Origin of the sequence: Zhongshania borealis, from assembly GCF_039539625.1 — a bacterium.
GTDB lineage: Bacteria > Pseudomonadota > Gammaproteobacteria > Pseudomonadales > Spongiibacteraceae > Spongiibacter > Spongiibacter borealis.
The window spans coordinates 73,629-86,411 of record NZ_BAABDM010000001.1 but is presented as its reverse complement, the minus strand read 5'-3'; the positions used below and the strand labels follow the sequence as shown (position 1 = coordinate 86,411).

The following is a 12,783-nucleotide window of genomic DNA, read 5'->3' as shown; positions in this document are numbered from 1 at the left end:
ACAATCAGTTTTCGGCTTACGCAGCTAAAGCGTAAAATTGGGCGGTGGGTGTCAATGCGCCCGCCAAATTTTTCTTCATTTGACCTTTCTTCAACATAGCAACTAGCTCAATTCCAGCCAAAGTACTTTGGGCGCAGTGAAAGCTTTTAAAACCTAGCATCGATCGTGTTATTCGCTTTACACGACGATGATCCTGCTCTACAACATTGTTAAGATATTTGCATTGACGGATTTTTACTCGTCGATGATTTTCTTGATTAAATCTATTGATTCCAGCTTTATTAGCTCCACTTTTATCTATATTGATCATGCTAGGCTGACCATTACGGCTGATGGATTTGTTAAGGAAACGCGCCGCAGCTTTGGTATCACGCTTTGCGGTGAGGAGGAAATCAACCGTATTCCCTTGTTTATCGACGGCGCGATAATAATATCTCCACTCACCTTTTACCTTGATGTATGTTTCGTCAAGTCGCCAGCGGCTGCCTGGTTGTTTCTTCTTTTGATGAAAGGCTTTTTCCAACTTTGACGCATAGTAAACAACCCATCGATTCAATGTACTATGGTCAACTTTAATGCCGCGCTCAGCCATCATTTCCTCAATGTTCCGGTAACTTAGTGAATAGGCGCAGTACCATCGGACGCACTGGAGGATAATGGATTTGGGAGTGTGCCGACCTTTGAAAGTGATCATACCTAGCTCATTTTGATAATTTAGAATTCCAATTCTAGCAAATAAGATACGGCTTCTGTTTTATGCGACAGAACCATGCGAGTTACGGACAGAGTAAACTCCACCGCGCTTTCAGGTAGAGTTACAATAAATCTTAGTGAAAATGAAATTACGAAAATTCATAACGCTAGGCGCCCTTCATTTATAACAAAAATAATAGCTTCAGAGACGTCAAAGGGAAATATCTGCTACGCATTTGAGGATGAGAATTTCCTAAAAAACTACATTATACAGATCATACAAATATTATTGGAATGCGGATTAATCAACAAGGATGACTTTCTTTAGAAAAACTCGCTTACGATAGTGAATTAATTTTCACCACTGCCTCCTTATTTGCAAAGTTCAGATCTGAGCTTTGCAAACTAAACTCCCTATTCTGATCCAGCAACACCTCAATCTGCCAAAAATATCTGACAGTTTAAGGTCGATAAATTTTAAATGTTAACTAAAAACACCACGCTGGATTCTGCCTATCAAATCTTCTACGTCTCTAGCGCCGCATTCCGTCGCCGCATGAGCAAGGGGAGATTGACCTCCAAATACTCTGAGCCAGCTCAGGGCAGCGGACTCATTGCCCCCCATCATATCAATAGCCGCGTCACGCAACTTTGCAAGGCGCGCATTAGAATCAAAACTCTCACTTCTTTGCATGCTATACCCTAAAAATCAACATGTTATAAAACGCGGATTAAAATCCGAAGTGCATCATCTAATCAATTATCAGACAATCAACATATTTCACGCAACTGGAGATGATCCGCGTACACTGCGGACACTTACGAGAAAACTCTGGACTTCCCCCGAGAATCATAGACGCCTCAGCAATTGCTGCAATCGATCTAACAACTGGTCATTGACCAGTGGTTTGTCGATCACTGCGGTAGCGCCCGCTTGTAGTACCAAATCAGCAATATTGCGGTTTGAAGTACTCGTGAGTACCAATACAGGTAATTTGCTGCCCTCTTTTCGCAAACGCTTCAGAAGTGCCAAGCTGCCAAGGCCGGGCAGCGTTGCCTCAACGATTAGACAGCCACGATCAGGGAATTGATCAGTAATCGAGTCTAGAAATTCCTCTACGCTAGGGTAACAGAGCGTGGGGATTGCCAGTGTTCCTAGAAATACCTCAAGACTCTCACAGATTCCTTCGTCAGGATCGATGATGAAAACTGTCTCTTGTTCATTAGACACTAACTATTCCTGATCTTGGCTATGGCAACAATCAGGAGTATGAACCCCGCACACCAGTAGTGATATTAGGTATATCCCCTAATTCGATGTGGCTGAAACGCAGTGGCTGGTGAAATTCGTTAGAAATGACGATTTATTCGGTTTGGAACTTGATGCGCACGAGTTGGGCCAGCGTTCGAACCCCTAATTTTTTCATCGCCTGCGAGCGATGAACCTCCACTGTTCTCTCGCTGATTCCAAGATCGATCCCGATGACTTTGTTCATATCACCATCGGCGATACGACTGAAAATCTCATATTCGCGTTCGGTCAAGAGAGCAACCCTGTCTATTTTCTCTTGCTGGTCGAACAGTTTATTGCGACAACTCTTATTAAAGTCGAGCGCTTCGTTGATAGTATCCAGTAGATCCTGCTCTCGAAACGGTTTGCGAATGAAATCTTGTGCCCCACGGCGCATTGCCTCCACTGCCATCTGAATGTCGCCGTGGCCGGTGATGAAGACAATGGGAAGCGACGCGTTTAGTTCGTTGAGTTTTTTCTGTAAATCCAGCCCGGTCATTCGCGGCATACGAATATCGAGCACCAAACATCCTCCCCTGTTCGGATCAAAAGATTCCAAATATTCGAATGCAGAACTGTACAATTCGCATTGTTGTCCTACGCTCTCAAACAGTAGACTCAGGCCCTCACGAACACCCTCGTCGTCATCTACTACAAAGACGGTTTGTTCATTATTCATCTTGATCACCTTGTGTAGCCGCCGGTAACGTAAACGAGAATGTTGCTCCACCGATTTCATTGTTGTAATACCCCAGTTGTCCGCCATGTGCGACAACGATAGCGCGACTGATCGACAATCCCAGACCCATGCCAGACTCCTTAGTCGTCGAGAACGGCGTAAACAGGTTCTTTGCAACCATTGAGGACACGCCGCCGCCACTGTCGCTGACCGCCACTTCTATATTGCCGTCGGTAGTAGATTTGGTCTGAATTTTGATCGTATTACCACTGTGGCAATTGACTGACCGCATCGCCTCCATGCCATTGCGCAGCAAATTCAAAGCGACCTGCTGAATTTGTACTGTATCAACAATAACCAGTAGCAGATTCTCATCAACCTCCACCTCGATAGTGATGTCTCGGATACCGGCTTCCGCTTCGGCAAGATGGGCGGTATCTAACACCAGCGTATTGCAATCGGTGACTTCCTTTGTACTTTCTTGCCGTCGCGCCATCGTTTGTATGCGTTCGATGATGGTACCCGCGCGTTGTGCGTGTTCGCTCAGCTTGTCGAAAATTTCGGGTAAGCGATCCAGGTTACCGGCTTCGTACAACCTTTTTCCAGCTTGCGCAAACAAGGATATAGCCGTTAGGGGCTGATTAATTTCGTGAGCAAGTCCGGTGACCATTTCACCCAATGTATTAAGTCGATCAGCATGGGCCAACTGTTCACGTTGTTCGCTAGACTCAGCCTGAGCCAGTAGCCGAGGCGTCAAATTTTCCACTTGCCCGATAACGATATCCAGATGGCCATCCACATCGTGAGTTGTAGTGTTTAGCACGTTCACTTCGATGTTGGTGCCGTCTTTGCGCACATAGCGTTTGCGAACCGAGAATTTATTAACAATGCCTGCACGAGCCTCCGCGGCCACGGCCGCGCTCTTCACGCGGTCATCCGGATGTGTGAGATCGTCGACGGTCATTGCTGTGAGTTCATCAACAGCGTATCCCGTAAGTTCGCAAAAGGCACGATTGGCACTAATGAATGGTTCACCAAATCGATAGCTCATGATGCCGGTGGGCGCATGCTCGAGTGTAATATTAAGGCGTTCGTGATCCCACCTCAGTGCTTCTTCTGCTGCCTTTTCCCTGGTTAGATCACGCAGGACCCCCACAAAGCATCGAGAACCCTGCAGTACAATCTCGCTGATAGAAAGATGAACCGGTACGCTAGACCCATCTTTTCGCCGTGCTACCACTTCCCGGCCCACACCGGCTATTTTTGCCTCCCCCGTTTCCAGATAGCGACTGATGTATCCGTCGTGCTCACGCGTAAAAGGTTCGGGCATCAGCCGGCTTACATTTTCACCAATAATGTCGATCGCAGCGTAACCAAAAAAGTCTACAGCAGCGTTGTTGAACGACTCAATCTGACCTAGCGCATCGATCGTAATAATACTATCTGCCGCTGTGCCAACAAAATTCTCGAAGTTGGCGTCGGGCCGTGCGATTGCCGACTCAGATTTTTTTAGCGCAGTAATATCCGTAACAAAACCTTCAATCAACTCGACTTGGCCATTACTATTTTTGATCCTGCCACCCCGATCTAGGACCCATATCGTCTGTCCCGACTCGGTGACAATGCGGTATTGAATCTCGAAATTCTCGCCCGCTGAAAACGCTGACGCCACGTCAGCCCGTACACGATTCCGATCATTGTTGTGAATCAGTTGAGACCAAAGGACGCGACCACTAATGAGATTCTTACATTCGTGACCCGATAATGTCGTACAGCCTTCACTGACGAAATGCATTGTCCAGGCATGGTCGTCGGCTCGCCGGTAGTTCATTCCCGGCAGATTGGCAAGCATTGTTCCTAACTGGCGGTTCTGCTGCGAAAGTACTTCATATTGGCGACGATGCTCAAGCTCGGCGGAAATACGCTCTGCGACTAAGGTGACTATCGTGCCCGCAGTACTTGGATCATCGAGTCGACGTTCAATGTAAAGACAAAGATGTCCAACGGAGTGTCCTTGAGCATCAACAATTGGGCTGCCGACGTAACTCTCGAATCCGCAGTCTCGAATAGTCTCAACATTGGGGTAGCGTTCGAAGAGCGTGCCGTCGATGACTTGGACACCGTCGCGAAGCACCGCATCACACGGCGTGCCTACCGGTGAATATTCTACTCTGGCTCCGCGAATACCGTCTTTCCAAGTGGCAATCGTGCGCAACTTTTGGTCATCAATAATTTCAGTAAGCAAGGCGTAACGGGCGCTCAATAATAATGTGATGTGCGCCAACTGCTCGTAAAAGAAGAAATCGGATGTAGTTTGCTTCACGCTGTTGGCAGTTGCCATGAGTTACTCAGAGGTTTCCATTCAGGCGATAATTCTAGCCACATTCACCAGTTCGTTCTTGAACCCAATAAGAACTAACCGCATTGTGGTTGTCCACAGCGCAACCAGAGTTAGCACGAATTCCAACTGGATTCACCACAAGCTCACAAACTGAACCTACAGCGTACGCCGATTAGATCAATAAGTCGCATTGCCTACCTATTATGCCTATCTAAACCAGCTCGCTACTGTGTTTCTGTCAGGAATCGACCCTGTATGCATTAACACGTCATCCACAACCACGGCAGGTGTACTCATCACGCCATAGCTCATCATTACCTCAAGGCTGGTTTCTTTCACCACATTGACTGGAATATCCAATTCGCGAGCTACTGATTTAATAAAATCAGCCGTCTTAATACACTTGCTACAACCACTGCCTAACACTTTAATTTCTTTCATCGCCCTCTCCCTGATTCAGTTAATGGCATTTAGCGTCCACCCTACTACGGTAAAGGATGCCAGCAGTAGGGTAAAAATAATGGCCAGTAATCTCCAAGTCATCACCTGCTTCAGCAAAATAAATTCCGGAAAACTTGCCGCTACGGTACTCATACAAAATGCCAATGTCGTTCCAATCGGCAGGCCTTTCGTGATCAGGCTTTCCATGACAGGAATGACGCCGGTAGCGTTTGAATAAAGCGGAATACCGAGGAGAACAGCTAGAGGCACAGACCACCATTGCCCACTGCCGAGATTCGTTTCTATCCACGACACGGGCAAAAAACCGTGTAATGCCGCACCCAAACCTACACCGATAAACACCCACTTCCACACCCGCCGAAAAATATCCAGTAATTCATGTTTAGCAAATTCGTGCCGCTCGTATAATGAAAGCGTTGGCTTATTATCGCTCGAGTGAATCGTTGGCTGTACCGATTGATAGGCTTTAAGCGCAAAGGGCTGTAACAGTTTTTCGGCATGAATAAGGTCCAGAAATATTCCGCCGATAATGCCAACTGCCATACCAACAAATATATAAATGAGGGTTATCTGCCAACCCACCAGGCTTAGTAAAAGTAATACCGCCATTTCATTAATTAACGGCGACGTCAACAGAAATGACATGGTAATACCTATGGGAATACCGGCCGAGGTAAAGCCCATAAAAATCGGAATACTTGAACAGGAGCAAAACGGTGTTATTGCGCCAAATACGGATCCCAATACATAGCCGATAAAACGATTTTTTGTGCTAGATAATCGCGAACGCTTTCAATATTTAGCGACGCTCGAATCAGCGCAATGCAATAAATCAAAATCACCAAAAGAAAAAATATCTTGGTGGTATCTTCAATAAAAAAGTGAACTGCATCGCCCAGCTTAGAGCTGGGCAGCAAGCCAAACAGCCTAAACGCAATAAAATCTGCAAATGTTGTAAAAATACTTAGCATGTCATTTTTTAACCCGATGTCACACTCAGAGTTTTAAATGTGTCGCTTATCTTCGATAAAAATAGACGAGGCTACGGTAATGGTCTTGAACGCCAACGTAAGTTTTCGGGATTGCGTGTCAGCGAGCATGCCGTAATTAACAAAGAAAGTGCGCAAATGTAACTCGCTGGCGTTTCTCTCCTCACGGTGTGATGGCGATTTTGAGAACGCCATCGCGTTGATTGGCAAAGAGTTCATAGGCTTCCTCTATTTGGTTCAATCCGAACCGGTGCGTAACCAGGGGATTTAAATCCACACGCCCCGAGGCGACGACGTTTAATAGACGGCGCATCCGCTCCTTACCGCCCGGGCAGAGAGTCGTTATTATTTTGATATCACCTAGGCCGGAAGCAATGGCGTCCAACGGCATGGTCAGCTTTCCTGAATACACTCCGAGACTCGATAACACACCGCCGGGTTTCAGTACTCGCAGACAACTTTCAAAGGTCTCTTGTGTTCCTAGCGCTTCTATTGCGACATCAACGCCGCGCCCCTGTGTAATTCGCAAGATCTCATCGACGGGATCAACTAACTTATAGTCGATGACGATATCCGCCCCCATGCGTTTGGCCACCTCCATCCTTGCCGGTACGGTATCGACGACAATAATCCGTGTCGCCCCCTTAAGTTTTGCACCTGCCGTCGCGCACAGACCAATTGGACCCTGGGCGAAAACGACCACGGTGTCACCGATGTTTATCTGCCCCGCTTCAGCACCACCGAAACCTGTGCTCATGATATCCGGACACATTAGAACTTGTTCGTCGGTCAAACCATCGGGAATGAGCGACAAATTCGCCTGCGCATTGGGCACCAATAGGTATTCGGCTTGGCAGCCATCAATAGAGTTTCCGAATCGCCAGCCACCCATGGGTTTACCGCCACACTGCGCCTTGTGGCCATCCAGACAGTGGTAACATTGGCCACAAGGCGTGATAGCGCCGACGATAACGCGTTGTCCGACTTTGTAGCCGGTCACCCCGTCACCGAGTTCGTCAATCACTCCAACCGGTTCATGGCCGATAATTAAACCCGGTTTGACGGGGTACTCGCCTTTGAGTATATGGATATCAGTACCGCAAATCGTCGTTGTGGTAATGCGAATTAACGCATCTCCAGGGCCAACGATGGGTACCGGTTTTTGTTCAAGTACAATACTGCCGGGTTTAGTAAATACTGCCGCTGTCATCGTTCTCATCGCTATATCTCCTTGGCTAGCCATTATCAATGGTTGCCGTTGCACGCGCCTTAGTGCTGCGCGTCAGTCTTCAGGAACATTAGTAATGTTTGTCAAGGCACCGTTGCTATGCCGTAGTACTGGCTCGGGCCTTTGGGTGAAACAATGCCCTATACCTTATCGCGTAAAATCTCTTCTCTGGGCTGTGCGATGACCACTTTTTCCACCAGCACGCCCTTGTCTTTGATGTAGTCCGTACCCGCCTCAACCGCTGCGGTGACTGAGGCGACATCGCCGGTCAAGGTCGCATAGCCCTTGCCGCCGATAGCCATAGCCAAATGCACGTCGATTAATTCGACATTAGCTGCTTTCACCGCGGCGTCGGCAGCTTGAATAATCGATGCGACTGAAAAGGTTTCGATAATACCAAGAGCCGCGGTCTCCTCTATCACGCGGGTACCGCTGATCGCAGCGAATACCGAAGGGTGTACGTTAGGAATAAGCAGCTCATCAACAATAGTCTCTCTACCCATTTCTAACCCGGCGGACATTGCTGCTTCCACCGCCGCTACATCCCCGGCCACCATCACCATAAATTTGCCGGGGCAGATGGTGCGGTTAAACAGAATATCGACATCAGCTGCCTTCAGCATCGCGTCGCCCACCGCATAACCTTTAGCGATGGAATTCATTTCGATCATGCCAATTGCGCTTTTATTTTCCATATTCAGTGACCATTGCGTTGAATTGTTATGCGATCAGCCACCGAGGTAACCGTGCCGCTAATACTTGCGTGTACGGGTACGCCCATTGCATCAGCGGGTGGCGCTGCGATCCTATCGCCCACCGAGACCTTGTCGCCTATTTTGACTAACGGTACCGCTATAGCGCCAAAATGTCCGCGCAAAGAAATCGCCACACGCGCAGGCTGAGTTTTCACTGGCAACCACGGGGCCGGTCGTTTGTCGTAGCGTTCCAAGCCTAGGCGCCGAATTAAGCGCGCGGTCGGCACACCACGGTATTCGCGCATGCTGTGTACCGGGCGAGTTTGCGCTTGCAAATGTTCAGCGCTCTGCCATAAATTTTGCGCTTTAAGGTCGCGCTTGACGGCGACGCACACATCGCGTGGATTCAACTGTTCGGGGCAAGCCCACAAGGTACACACATTACACTCGCTACAAGCTTGCGCGTGTAGCGACAAGGTTTCGCTCATTGCGTCTGTGGTTAGCAAGGAGCGCATCACTAGATGTGGTTGAATGGGGTAGCCTAGTAAGTAGCGCGGGCACATTTCAGTACACAGTGTGCACTGATCACAGGCGGCCTTGCCAATACGTTTAGACTTGTGCTCCGGTTCCGTTTTTTTGACAACAACAGCGGCATCGTGCGGTAACACCAGTAAGCCACTACTGGTCGCCGTGATGGGTGTAGAAAAATCAGTTTCGACGGTCCCCATCATCGCGCCACCTTCAATAATCACCGGCAATTCGCAGCTTATATCGCCTGCTAGGTCCAGCACATCGGCGTACGACATGCCAATGGGTAGCCAGGCAGTAAACGGCCGCTCAACTTCTCCGTGCACCGTTAACATCGTGTGGGTCACCGGTTTGCCTTGCGAGGCCGCGTACACATTGACCAGCGTTTCAACATTTTGTACCAACACGCCCACGTCTTTCGGCAAGCCTCCGGCGGGAATACGTTGGCCGGTGATTTCATACACCAATTCATATTCGTCGCCGGCAGGATACACGTTGGACATAATCTTTAATTCAATATTTGCCGGCAACAAGGGCTGCACATGCGCAATCGACTCTTGGTGCTTTTGCTTGATAGCCAGTACGCCACGGCTGGCACCGATATGCGCCATCAACAATTGCATGCCTTGCAGCATGCTCTCGGTGAAGTGTTGCATCACGAACTGGTCTTTATAAAGTAGCGGTTCGCATTCGGCGCCGTTTGCGATTAATACCGCAGCCTGCGTATCCATTTTTATGTAGCAGGGAAAACCGGCACCGCCTGCGCCGACAATCCCTGCTTGCCGTACTTTGTCGACTAACGTGTCATCTAAAGTGCCGACTAAAATGTCTCGCGAAGTGTTCATCGCTAGTACCCCGCCTAAATATCGATGGGGCGGTTAGCCACATCAAGAACCGCTTGCTGGAAGGCATCACAGGCGGCTTTACAGGCCGCTTGAGAACCTGTCAGATAGCCGCCGCCATAGTTGGTTTCTGAGGGCGGTGCAAAGAACGTAGCCACCTCGACGGAGGCCGCTTTTAACGCCGCGTCCATGCCAAACATGGCTTCCAGTGGCGGCGCGATAAGATAAGCCAGCGAGTGGCCACGCGGCACATTACCGGCTTTCGATAAATAGCCGCCAGTGGCCGACACCAGATGAGCGAAAAATGCCAGGCTGCCATCTTCGTTGGCGGACTTAAAGCAGGCCTCATGTTCAATCACTTCGCGCGCGCGTTCCAACCCGGCAGTGACATCGGCCGGCCCCGGCCCCGCAATAATGCCAATCACTTCTCCCGAAAACGGCCCCGAAGCATGTGCCGCACCGGCATAAAATGAGCGGGCATAAATCACCTCAACGTCAGCGGCCTTGGTCGCTTCGTCCAACGCGACGTAGGTCACGTCATCGCTGTCAGCGGTGATCATGCCAATACAGCGCTGATTTTCGGACAGCTTAAACTGTTTCATCATGCCCTGGTCTACCGAGGCGATGACTCTAGTAGCAAGTACCTTGGCTCTAATTTCATCTAATACACTCATGTCGTCTTCCTCTTTTAAGTAGCACAATTCAATTAGCGCTTTAGATTCAGTCCACTGGCTTTCTGCTCAATCATCTTGCGGGTCAAGTCGACGATCACCGCCGCCGCTTCCACGGGTGGTGTGCCGTGGTCGTGAATATTAGAAATCACCATACGGTCGGACTCGACGGTGTCTTCAGTCGGTTTATAAATACAATAACAACTGAGGCTTTCGGACTGCCCCAAGCCCGGTCGCTCTCCAATCAACAGCAAATTAACCTCGGCTTGTAATAACTTGCCAATCTCGTCTTGCGCTTTGACCCGCCCGTAGCGTAGAAAAAATGGCGTCCCTACATTGAAGCCGGCGCTTTCGAGCCCCTTCACTAACGGTGGCAAAATTTCATCGTAGTTATTGGTCACCGCATCGGTGCTTAAACCGTCGGAAATAACCACTTGCACCTGTGGCGATTGCACACAACGCTCCATGACGATTTTCTTGCCCTCGTCCGATAATAAACGGCCGAGATCAGGGCGAGTCAGATACTCAGCCTTGTCAGCCACTTTGGATTGCACTTCCCAAATATCATGCTCAGTTAACCACTCGGGGCTTACCTCCTTGACAACGGTGTCCTTGGAGCGTGAATGGTCGGCAACAAAACGCAACAGTGATAAAGTTCGCGGCCGAGACCCCGCCCGACCCTGGCAAACACGGGCCGCTGTTTGGCCTATCATGTCGTCGTTGATGGCGGCATTTTTGGCATCGCGAATACCGTTCCAGTGGACAAACTTGTCCAGGCTGAGATCTTCTAAGCCCCCACCGGTATCCTCGGTGGTTACCGCGGCGCTGCTCTGACTCGTCGCCACCTGTGGCTGTGCTTTGGCAGGCTGCGGTAGCGACGTAACCTGGCCCACGTCAATATTTTTCTCGCCCAACTCGCGTAACACGGAGTTGACGATGCTTTGAATTTTCTGCTCATCCATTGTCATCACCCTTAATTAAAAAAAGATTGAAGGATCGCCGGCCCGGGCGGTCAACTTGCCGTTTTCCATCAAACCCATGCCCTCCATCCACCGTTCAAATTCCGGCGCCGGCCGGTAATTCAGTAATTCTCTGGCGGTAACGACGTCATGGAATCCCGTGGTTTGATAGTTCAGCATAATGTCGTCCCCCATCGGCAACGACATCACGTAGTTACAACCAGCTGCTGCCAACAACACAGTCAGGTTCTCGTTCGAGTTTTGATCGGTATCGGCATGATTGGTGTAACAGGCATCACAGCCCATGGGGATGCCCGTCAGCTTACCCATAAAGTGATCTTCCAGCGCCGCGCGGGTAATCTGCTGATGGTTAAACAGATACTCCGGACCGATAAACCCGACAACCGTGTTAAGTAAATGTGGGTTATAGCGTTTAGCGAGACCGTAGTTACGCGCCTCGATAGTGACCTGATCCGCGCCGTAATGAGCGTTGGCCGATAGCGCCGTGCCCTGCCCGGTTTCGAAATACATCATGTTGGAGCCGGCCAGCTTGCAATGGTGTTTACCCAGTTCATAGGCTTCGTCCAACAACCCTACCGTCACGCCAAATTCTTTCAGGCCTTTTTCAGTACCCGAGAGACTTTGGAATATCAATCCGCCCGGCGCGCCTTTTTCCAATGCCTCCATCTGGTTTGTCACATGCGCCAGCACGCAACCCTGGGTAGGTATATTCCATTTATCGGTCACTTCTTTGATTGCTTCGAGTATACGTCGGGTATTTTCCACTGATTCAGTAACGGGGTTAACGCCAATGACCGCATCACCACACCCGTAAGAAAGCCCCTCGTACATTTGCACGACGATACTGTCGATATCGTCGCGGGTATCGTTGGGTTGAAGCCGTGATGAAAAGCGCCCCGGTATACCCAAAGTGCAATTAGCTTTTGATATTACGTACAACTTTTTCGCGCCCACCATCAAGTCGCCGTTGGAGCATATTTTACAAACTGCTGCCACCATTTCTGAGGTCAGCCCACGGCGCAGCCTTTCGTAATCTTCCTTCGAGGGGGCATCACAGAGAATATATTCGCGTAATTCGCTGACCGTCCAATGTTTGATATCAGCGTATATCGCGGAATTTACGCTGTCCTGAATAACGCGGGTTACTGCATCCTCTTCGTAAGGTACTACTGGGTTTTCATAGAGGGTCTCCAAGCGCATTTCACTGAGCACTTGCTTGGCCGCCACTCGCTCCTGCGCAGTTTCGGCGGCAACGCCTGCCAGCACGTCGCCCGAGCGCAGCTCGTTGGCCTTGCCCAAGACGTCTTTGACGTCACGAAACTGATAAACCTTGCCAAATAATGTCGTCTTTAGTTGCATGAAATGTCTCCTTGTGCGGCAACTT

Annotated in this window: 14 protein-coding genes; all 14 read right to left on the bottom strand. The window is 49.4% G+C overall.

The annotated features are described in order from the left end of the window. Window positions 1-16 precede the first annotated feature (16 nt). The 14 genes from ABD836_RS00465 to ABD836_RS00405 all read right to left on the bottom strand — a co-directional run bounded on the left by ABD836_RS00465 (window position 17) and on the right by ABD836_RS00405 (window position 12,758). Complete coding sequence (locus ABD836_RS00465; RefSeq protein ID WP_344931704.1) at window positions 17-694, bottom strand: IS6 family transposase; 678 nt, start codon at window positions 692-694, stop codon at window positions 17-19. 483 nt (window positions 695-1,177) lie between these two features. After that, the gene (locus tag ABD836_RS19455) at window positions 1,178-1,321 is read right to left on the bottom strand and encodes an antitoxin Xre/MbcA/ParS toxin-binding domain-containing protein (protein ID WP_425583012.1); all 144 of its coding nucleotides are present in this window, start codon (window positions 1,319-1,321) and stop codon (window positions 1,178-1,180) included. Between the two features lie 222 nt (window positions 1,322-1,543). Beyond that, window positions 1,544-1,924 carry a response regulator gene (locus ABD836_RS00460; RefSeq protein WP_344931702.1) on the bottom strand — a complete coding sequence of 127 codons (381 nt, stop codon included), beginning with the start codon at window positions 1,922-1,924 and terminating at the stop codon, window positions 1,544-1,546. Window positions 1,925-2,057: 133 nt separating this feature from the next. Further along, window positions 2,058-2,663, bottom strand: a complete 606-nt coding sequence (locus tag ABD836_RS00455; RefSeq protein ID WP_344931700.1) for a response regulator transcription factor — start codon at window positions 2,661-2,663, stop codon at window positions 2,058-2,060. Then, complete coding sequence (locus ABD836_RS00450) at window positions 2,656-5,004, bottom strand: PAS domain S-box protein (RefSeq protein WP_344931697.1); 2,349 nt, start codon at window positions 5,002-5,004, stop codon at window positions 2,656-2,658. The genes ABD836_RS00455 and ABD836_RS00450 overlap by 8 nt, the downstream gene beginning before the upstream one ends. A 207-nt stretch (window positions 5,005-5,211) precedes the next feature. Beyond that, complete coding sequence (locus tag ABD836_RS00445; protein ID WP_344931694.1) at window positions 5,212-5,445, bottom strand: thioredoxin family protein; 234 nt, start codon at window positions 5,443-5,445, stop codon at window positions 5,212-5,214. 15 nt (window positions 5,446-5,460) lie between these two features. Then, complete coding sequence (locus ABD836_RS00440) at window positions 5,461-6,210, bottom strand: permease (protein ID WP_344931692.1); 750 nt, start codon at window positions 6,208-6,210, stop codon at window positions 5,461-5,463. Next, a complete protein-coding gene (locus tag ABD836_RS00435; protein WP_344931690.1) occupies window positions 6,186-6,437 on the bottom strand; it encodes a hypothetical protein in 252 nt (83 codons plus the stop codon). Before ABD836_RS00435 ends, ABD836_RS00440 begins: the two co-directional genes overlap by 25 nt. A 181-nt stretch (window positions 6,438-6,618) precedes the next feature. Further along, window positions 6,619-7,674, bottom strand: a complete 1,056-nt coding sequence (locus tag ABD836_RS00430) for an NAD(P)-dependent alcohol dehydrogenase (protein WP_344931688.1) — start codon at window positions 7,672-7,674, stop codon at window positions 6,619-6,621. A gap of 149 nt (window positions 7,675-7,823) precedes the next feature. Further along, on the bottom strand, window positions 7,824-8,378 hold the full coding sequence (locus tag ABD836_RS00425) for a BMC domain-containing protein (RefSeq protein WP_344931686.1): 555 nt from the start codon (window positions 8,376-8,378) through the stop codon (window positions 7,824-7,826). Window positions 8,379-8,380: 2 nt separating this feature from the next. Next, window positions 8,381-9,751, bottom strand: coding sequence for a 4Fe-4S dicluster domain-containing protein (locus ABD836_RS00420; RefSeq protein ID WP_344931683.1), 1,371 nt, complete (start codon window positions 9,749-9,751; stop codon window positions 8,381-8,383). 14 nt (window positions 9,752-9,765) lie between these two features. Then, window positions 9,766-10,422, bottom strand: coding sequence for an ethanolamine utilization microcompartment protein EutL (gene eutL, locus ABD836_RS00415; RefSeq protein ID WP_344931681.1), 657 nt, complete (start codon window positions 10,420-10,422; stop codon window positions 9,766-9,768). A gap of 32 nt (window positions 10,423-10,454) precedes the next feature. Then, window positions 10,455-11,381 carry an ethanolamine ammonia-lyase subunit EutC gene (eutC, locus tag ABD836_RS00410; RefSeq protein ID WP_344931679.1) on the bottom strand — a complete coding sequence of 309 codons (927 nt, stop codon included), beginning with the start codon at window positions 11,379-11,381 and terminating at the stop codon, window positions 10,455-10,457. A 15-nt stretch (window positions 11,382-11,396) separates the two neighbouring features. After that, window positions 11,397-12,758, bottom strand: a complete 1,362-nt coding sequence (locus ABD836_RS00405) for an ethanolamine ammonia-lyase subunit EutB (protein ID WP_344931677.1) — start codon at window positions 12,756-12,758, stop codon at window positions 11,397-11,399. Window positions 12,759-12,783: the final 25 nt, after the last annotated feature.

Excerpts from the sequence above, each read along its gene's own strand:
- ABD836_RS00405 (WP_344931677.1), bottom strand. The coding sequence starts at position 12,758 with ATGCAACTAAAGACGACATTATTTGGCAAGGTTTATCAGTTTCGTGAC.
- ABD836_RS00425 (WP_344931686.1), bottom strand. The coding sequence starts at position 8,378 with ATGGAAAATAAAAGCGCAATTGGCATGATCGAAATGAATTCCATCGCT.
- ABD836_RS00465 (WP_344931704.1), bottom strand. The coding sequence starts at position 694 with ATGATCACTTTCAAAGGTCGGCACACTCCCAAATCCATTATCCTCCAG.
- ABD836_RS00430 (WP_344931688.1), bottom strand. The coding sequence starts at position 7,674 with ATGAGAACGATGACAGCGGCAGTATTTACTAAACCCGGCAGTATTGTA.
- ABD836_RS00455 (WP_344931700.1), bottom strand. The coding sequence starts at position 2,663 with ATGAATAATGAACAAACCGTCTTTGTAGTAGATGACGACGAGGGTGTT.
- eutL (WP_344931681.1), bottom strand. The coding sequence starts at position 10,422 with ATGAGTGTATTAGATGAAATTAGAGCCAAGGTACTTGCTACTAGAGTC.
- ABD836_RS19455 (WP_425583012.1), bottom strand. The coding sequence starts at position 1,321 with ATGATGGGGGGCAATGAGTCCGCTGCCCTGAGCTGGCTCAGAGTATTT.
- eutC (WP_344931679.1), bottom strand. The coding sequence starts at position 11,381 with ATGGATGAGCAGAAAATTCAAAGCATCGTCAACTCCGTGTTACGCGAG.
- ABD836_RS00435 (WP_344931690.1), bottom strand. The coding sequence starts at position 6,437 with ATGCTAAGTATTTTTACAACATTTGCAGATTTTATTGCGTTTAGGCTG.
- ABD836_RS00420 (WP_344931683.1), bottom strand. The coding sequence starts at position 9,751 with ATGAACACTTCGCGAGACATTTTAGTCGGCACTTTAGATGACACGTTA.
- ABD836_RS00445 (WP_344931694.1), bottom strand. The coding sequence starts at position 5,445 with ATGAAAGAAATTAAAGTGTTAGGCAGTGGTTGTAGCAAGTGTATTAAG.
- ABD836_RS00450 (WP_344931697.1), bottom strand. The coding sequence starts at position 5,004 with ATGGCAACTGCCAACAGCGTGAAGCAAACTACATCCGATTTCTTCTTT.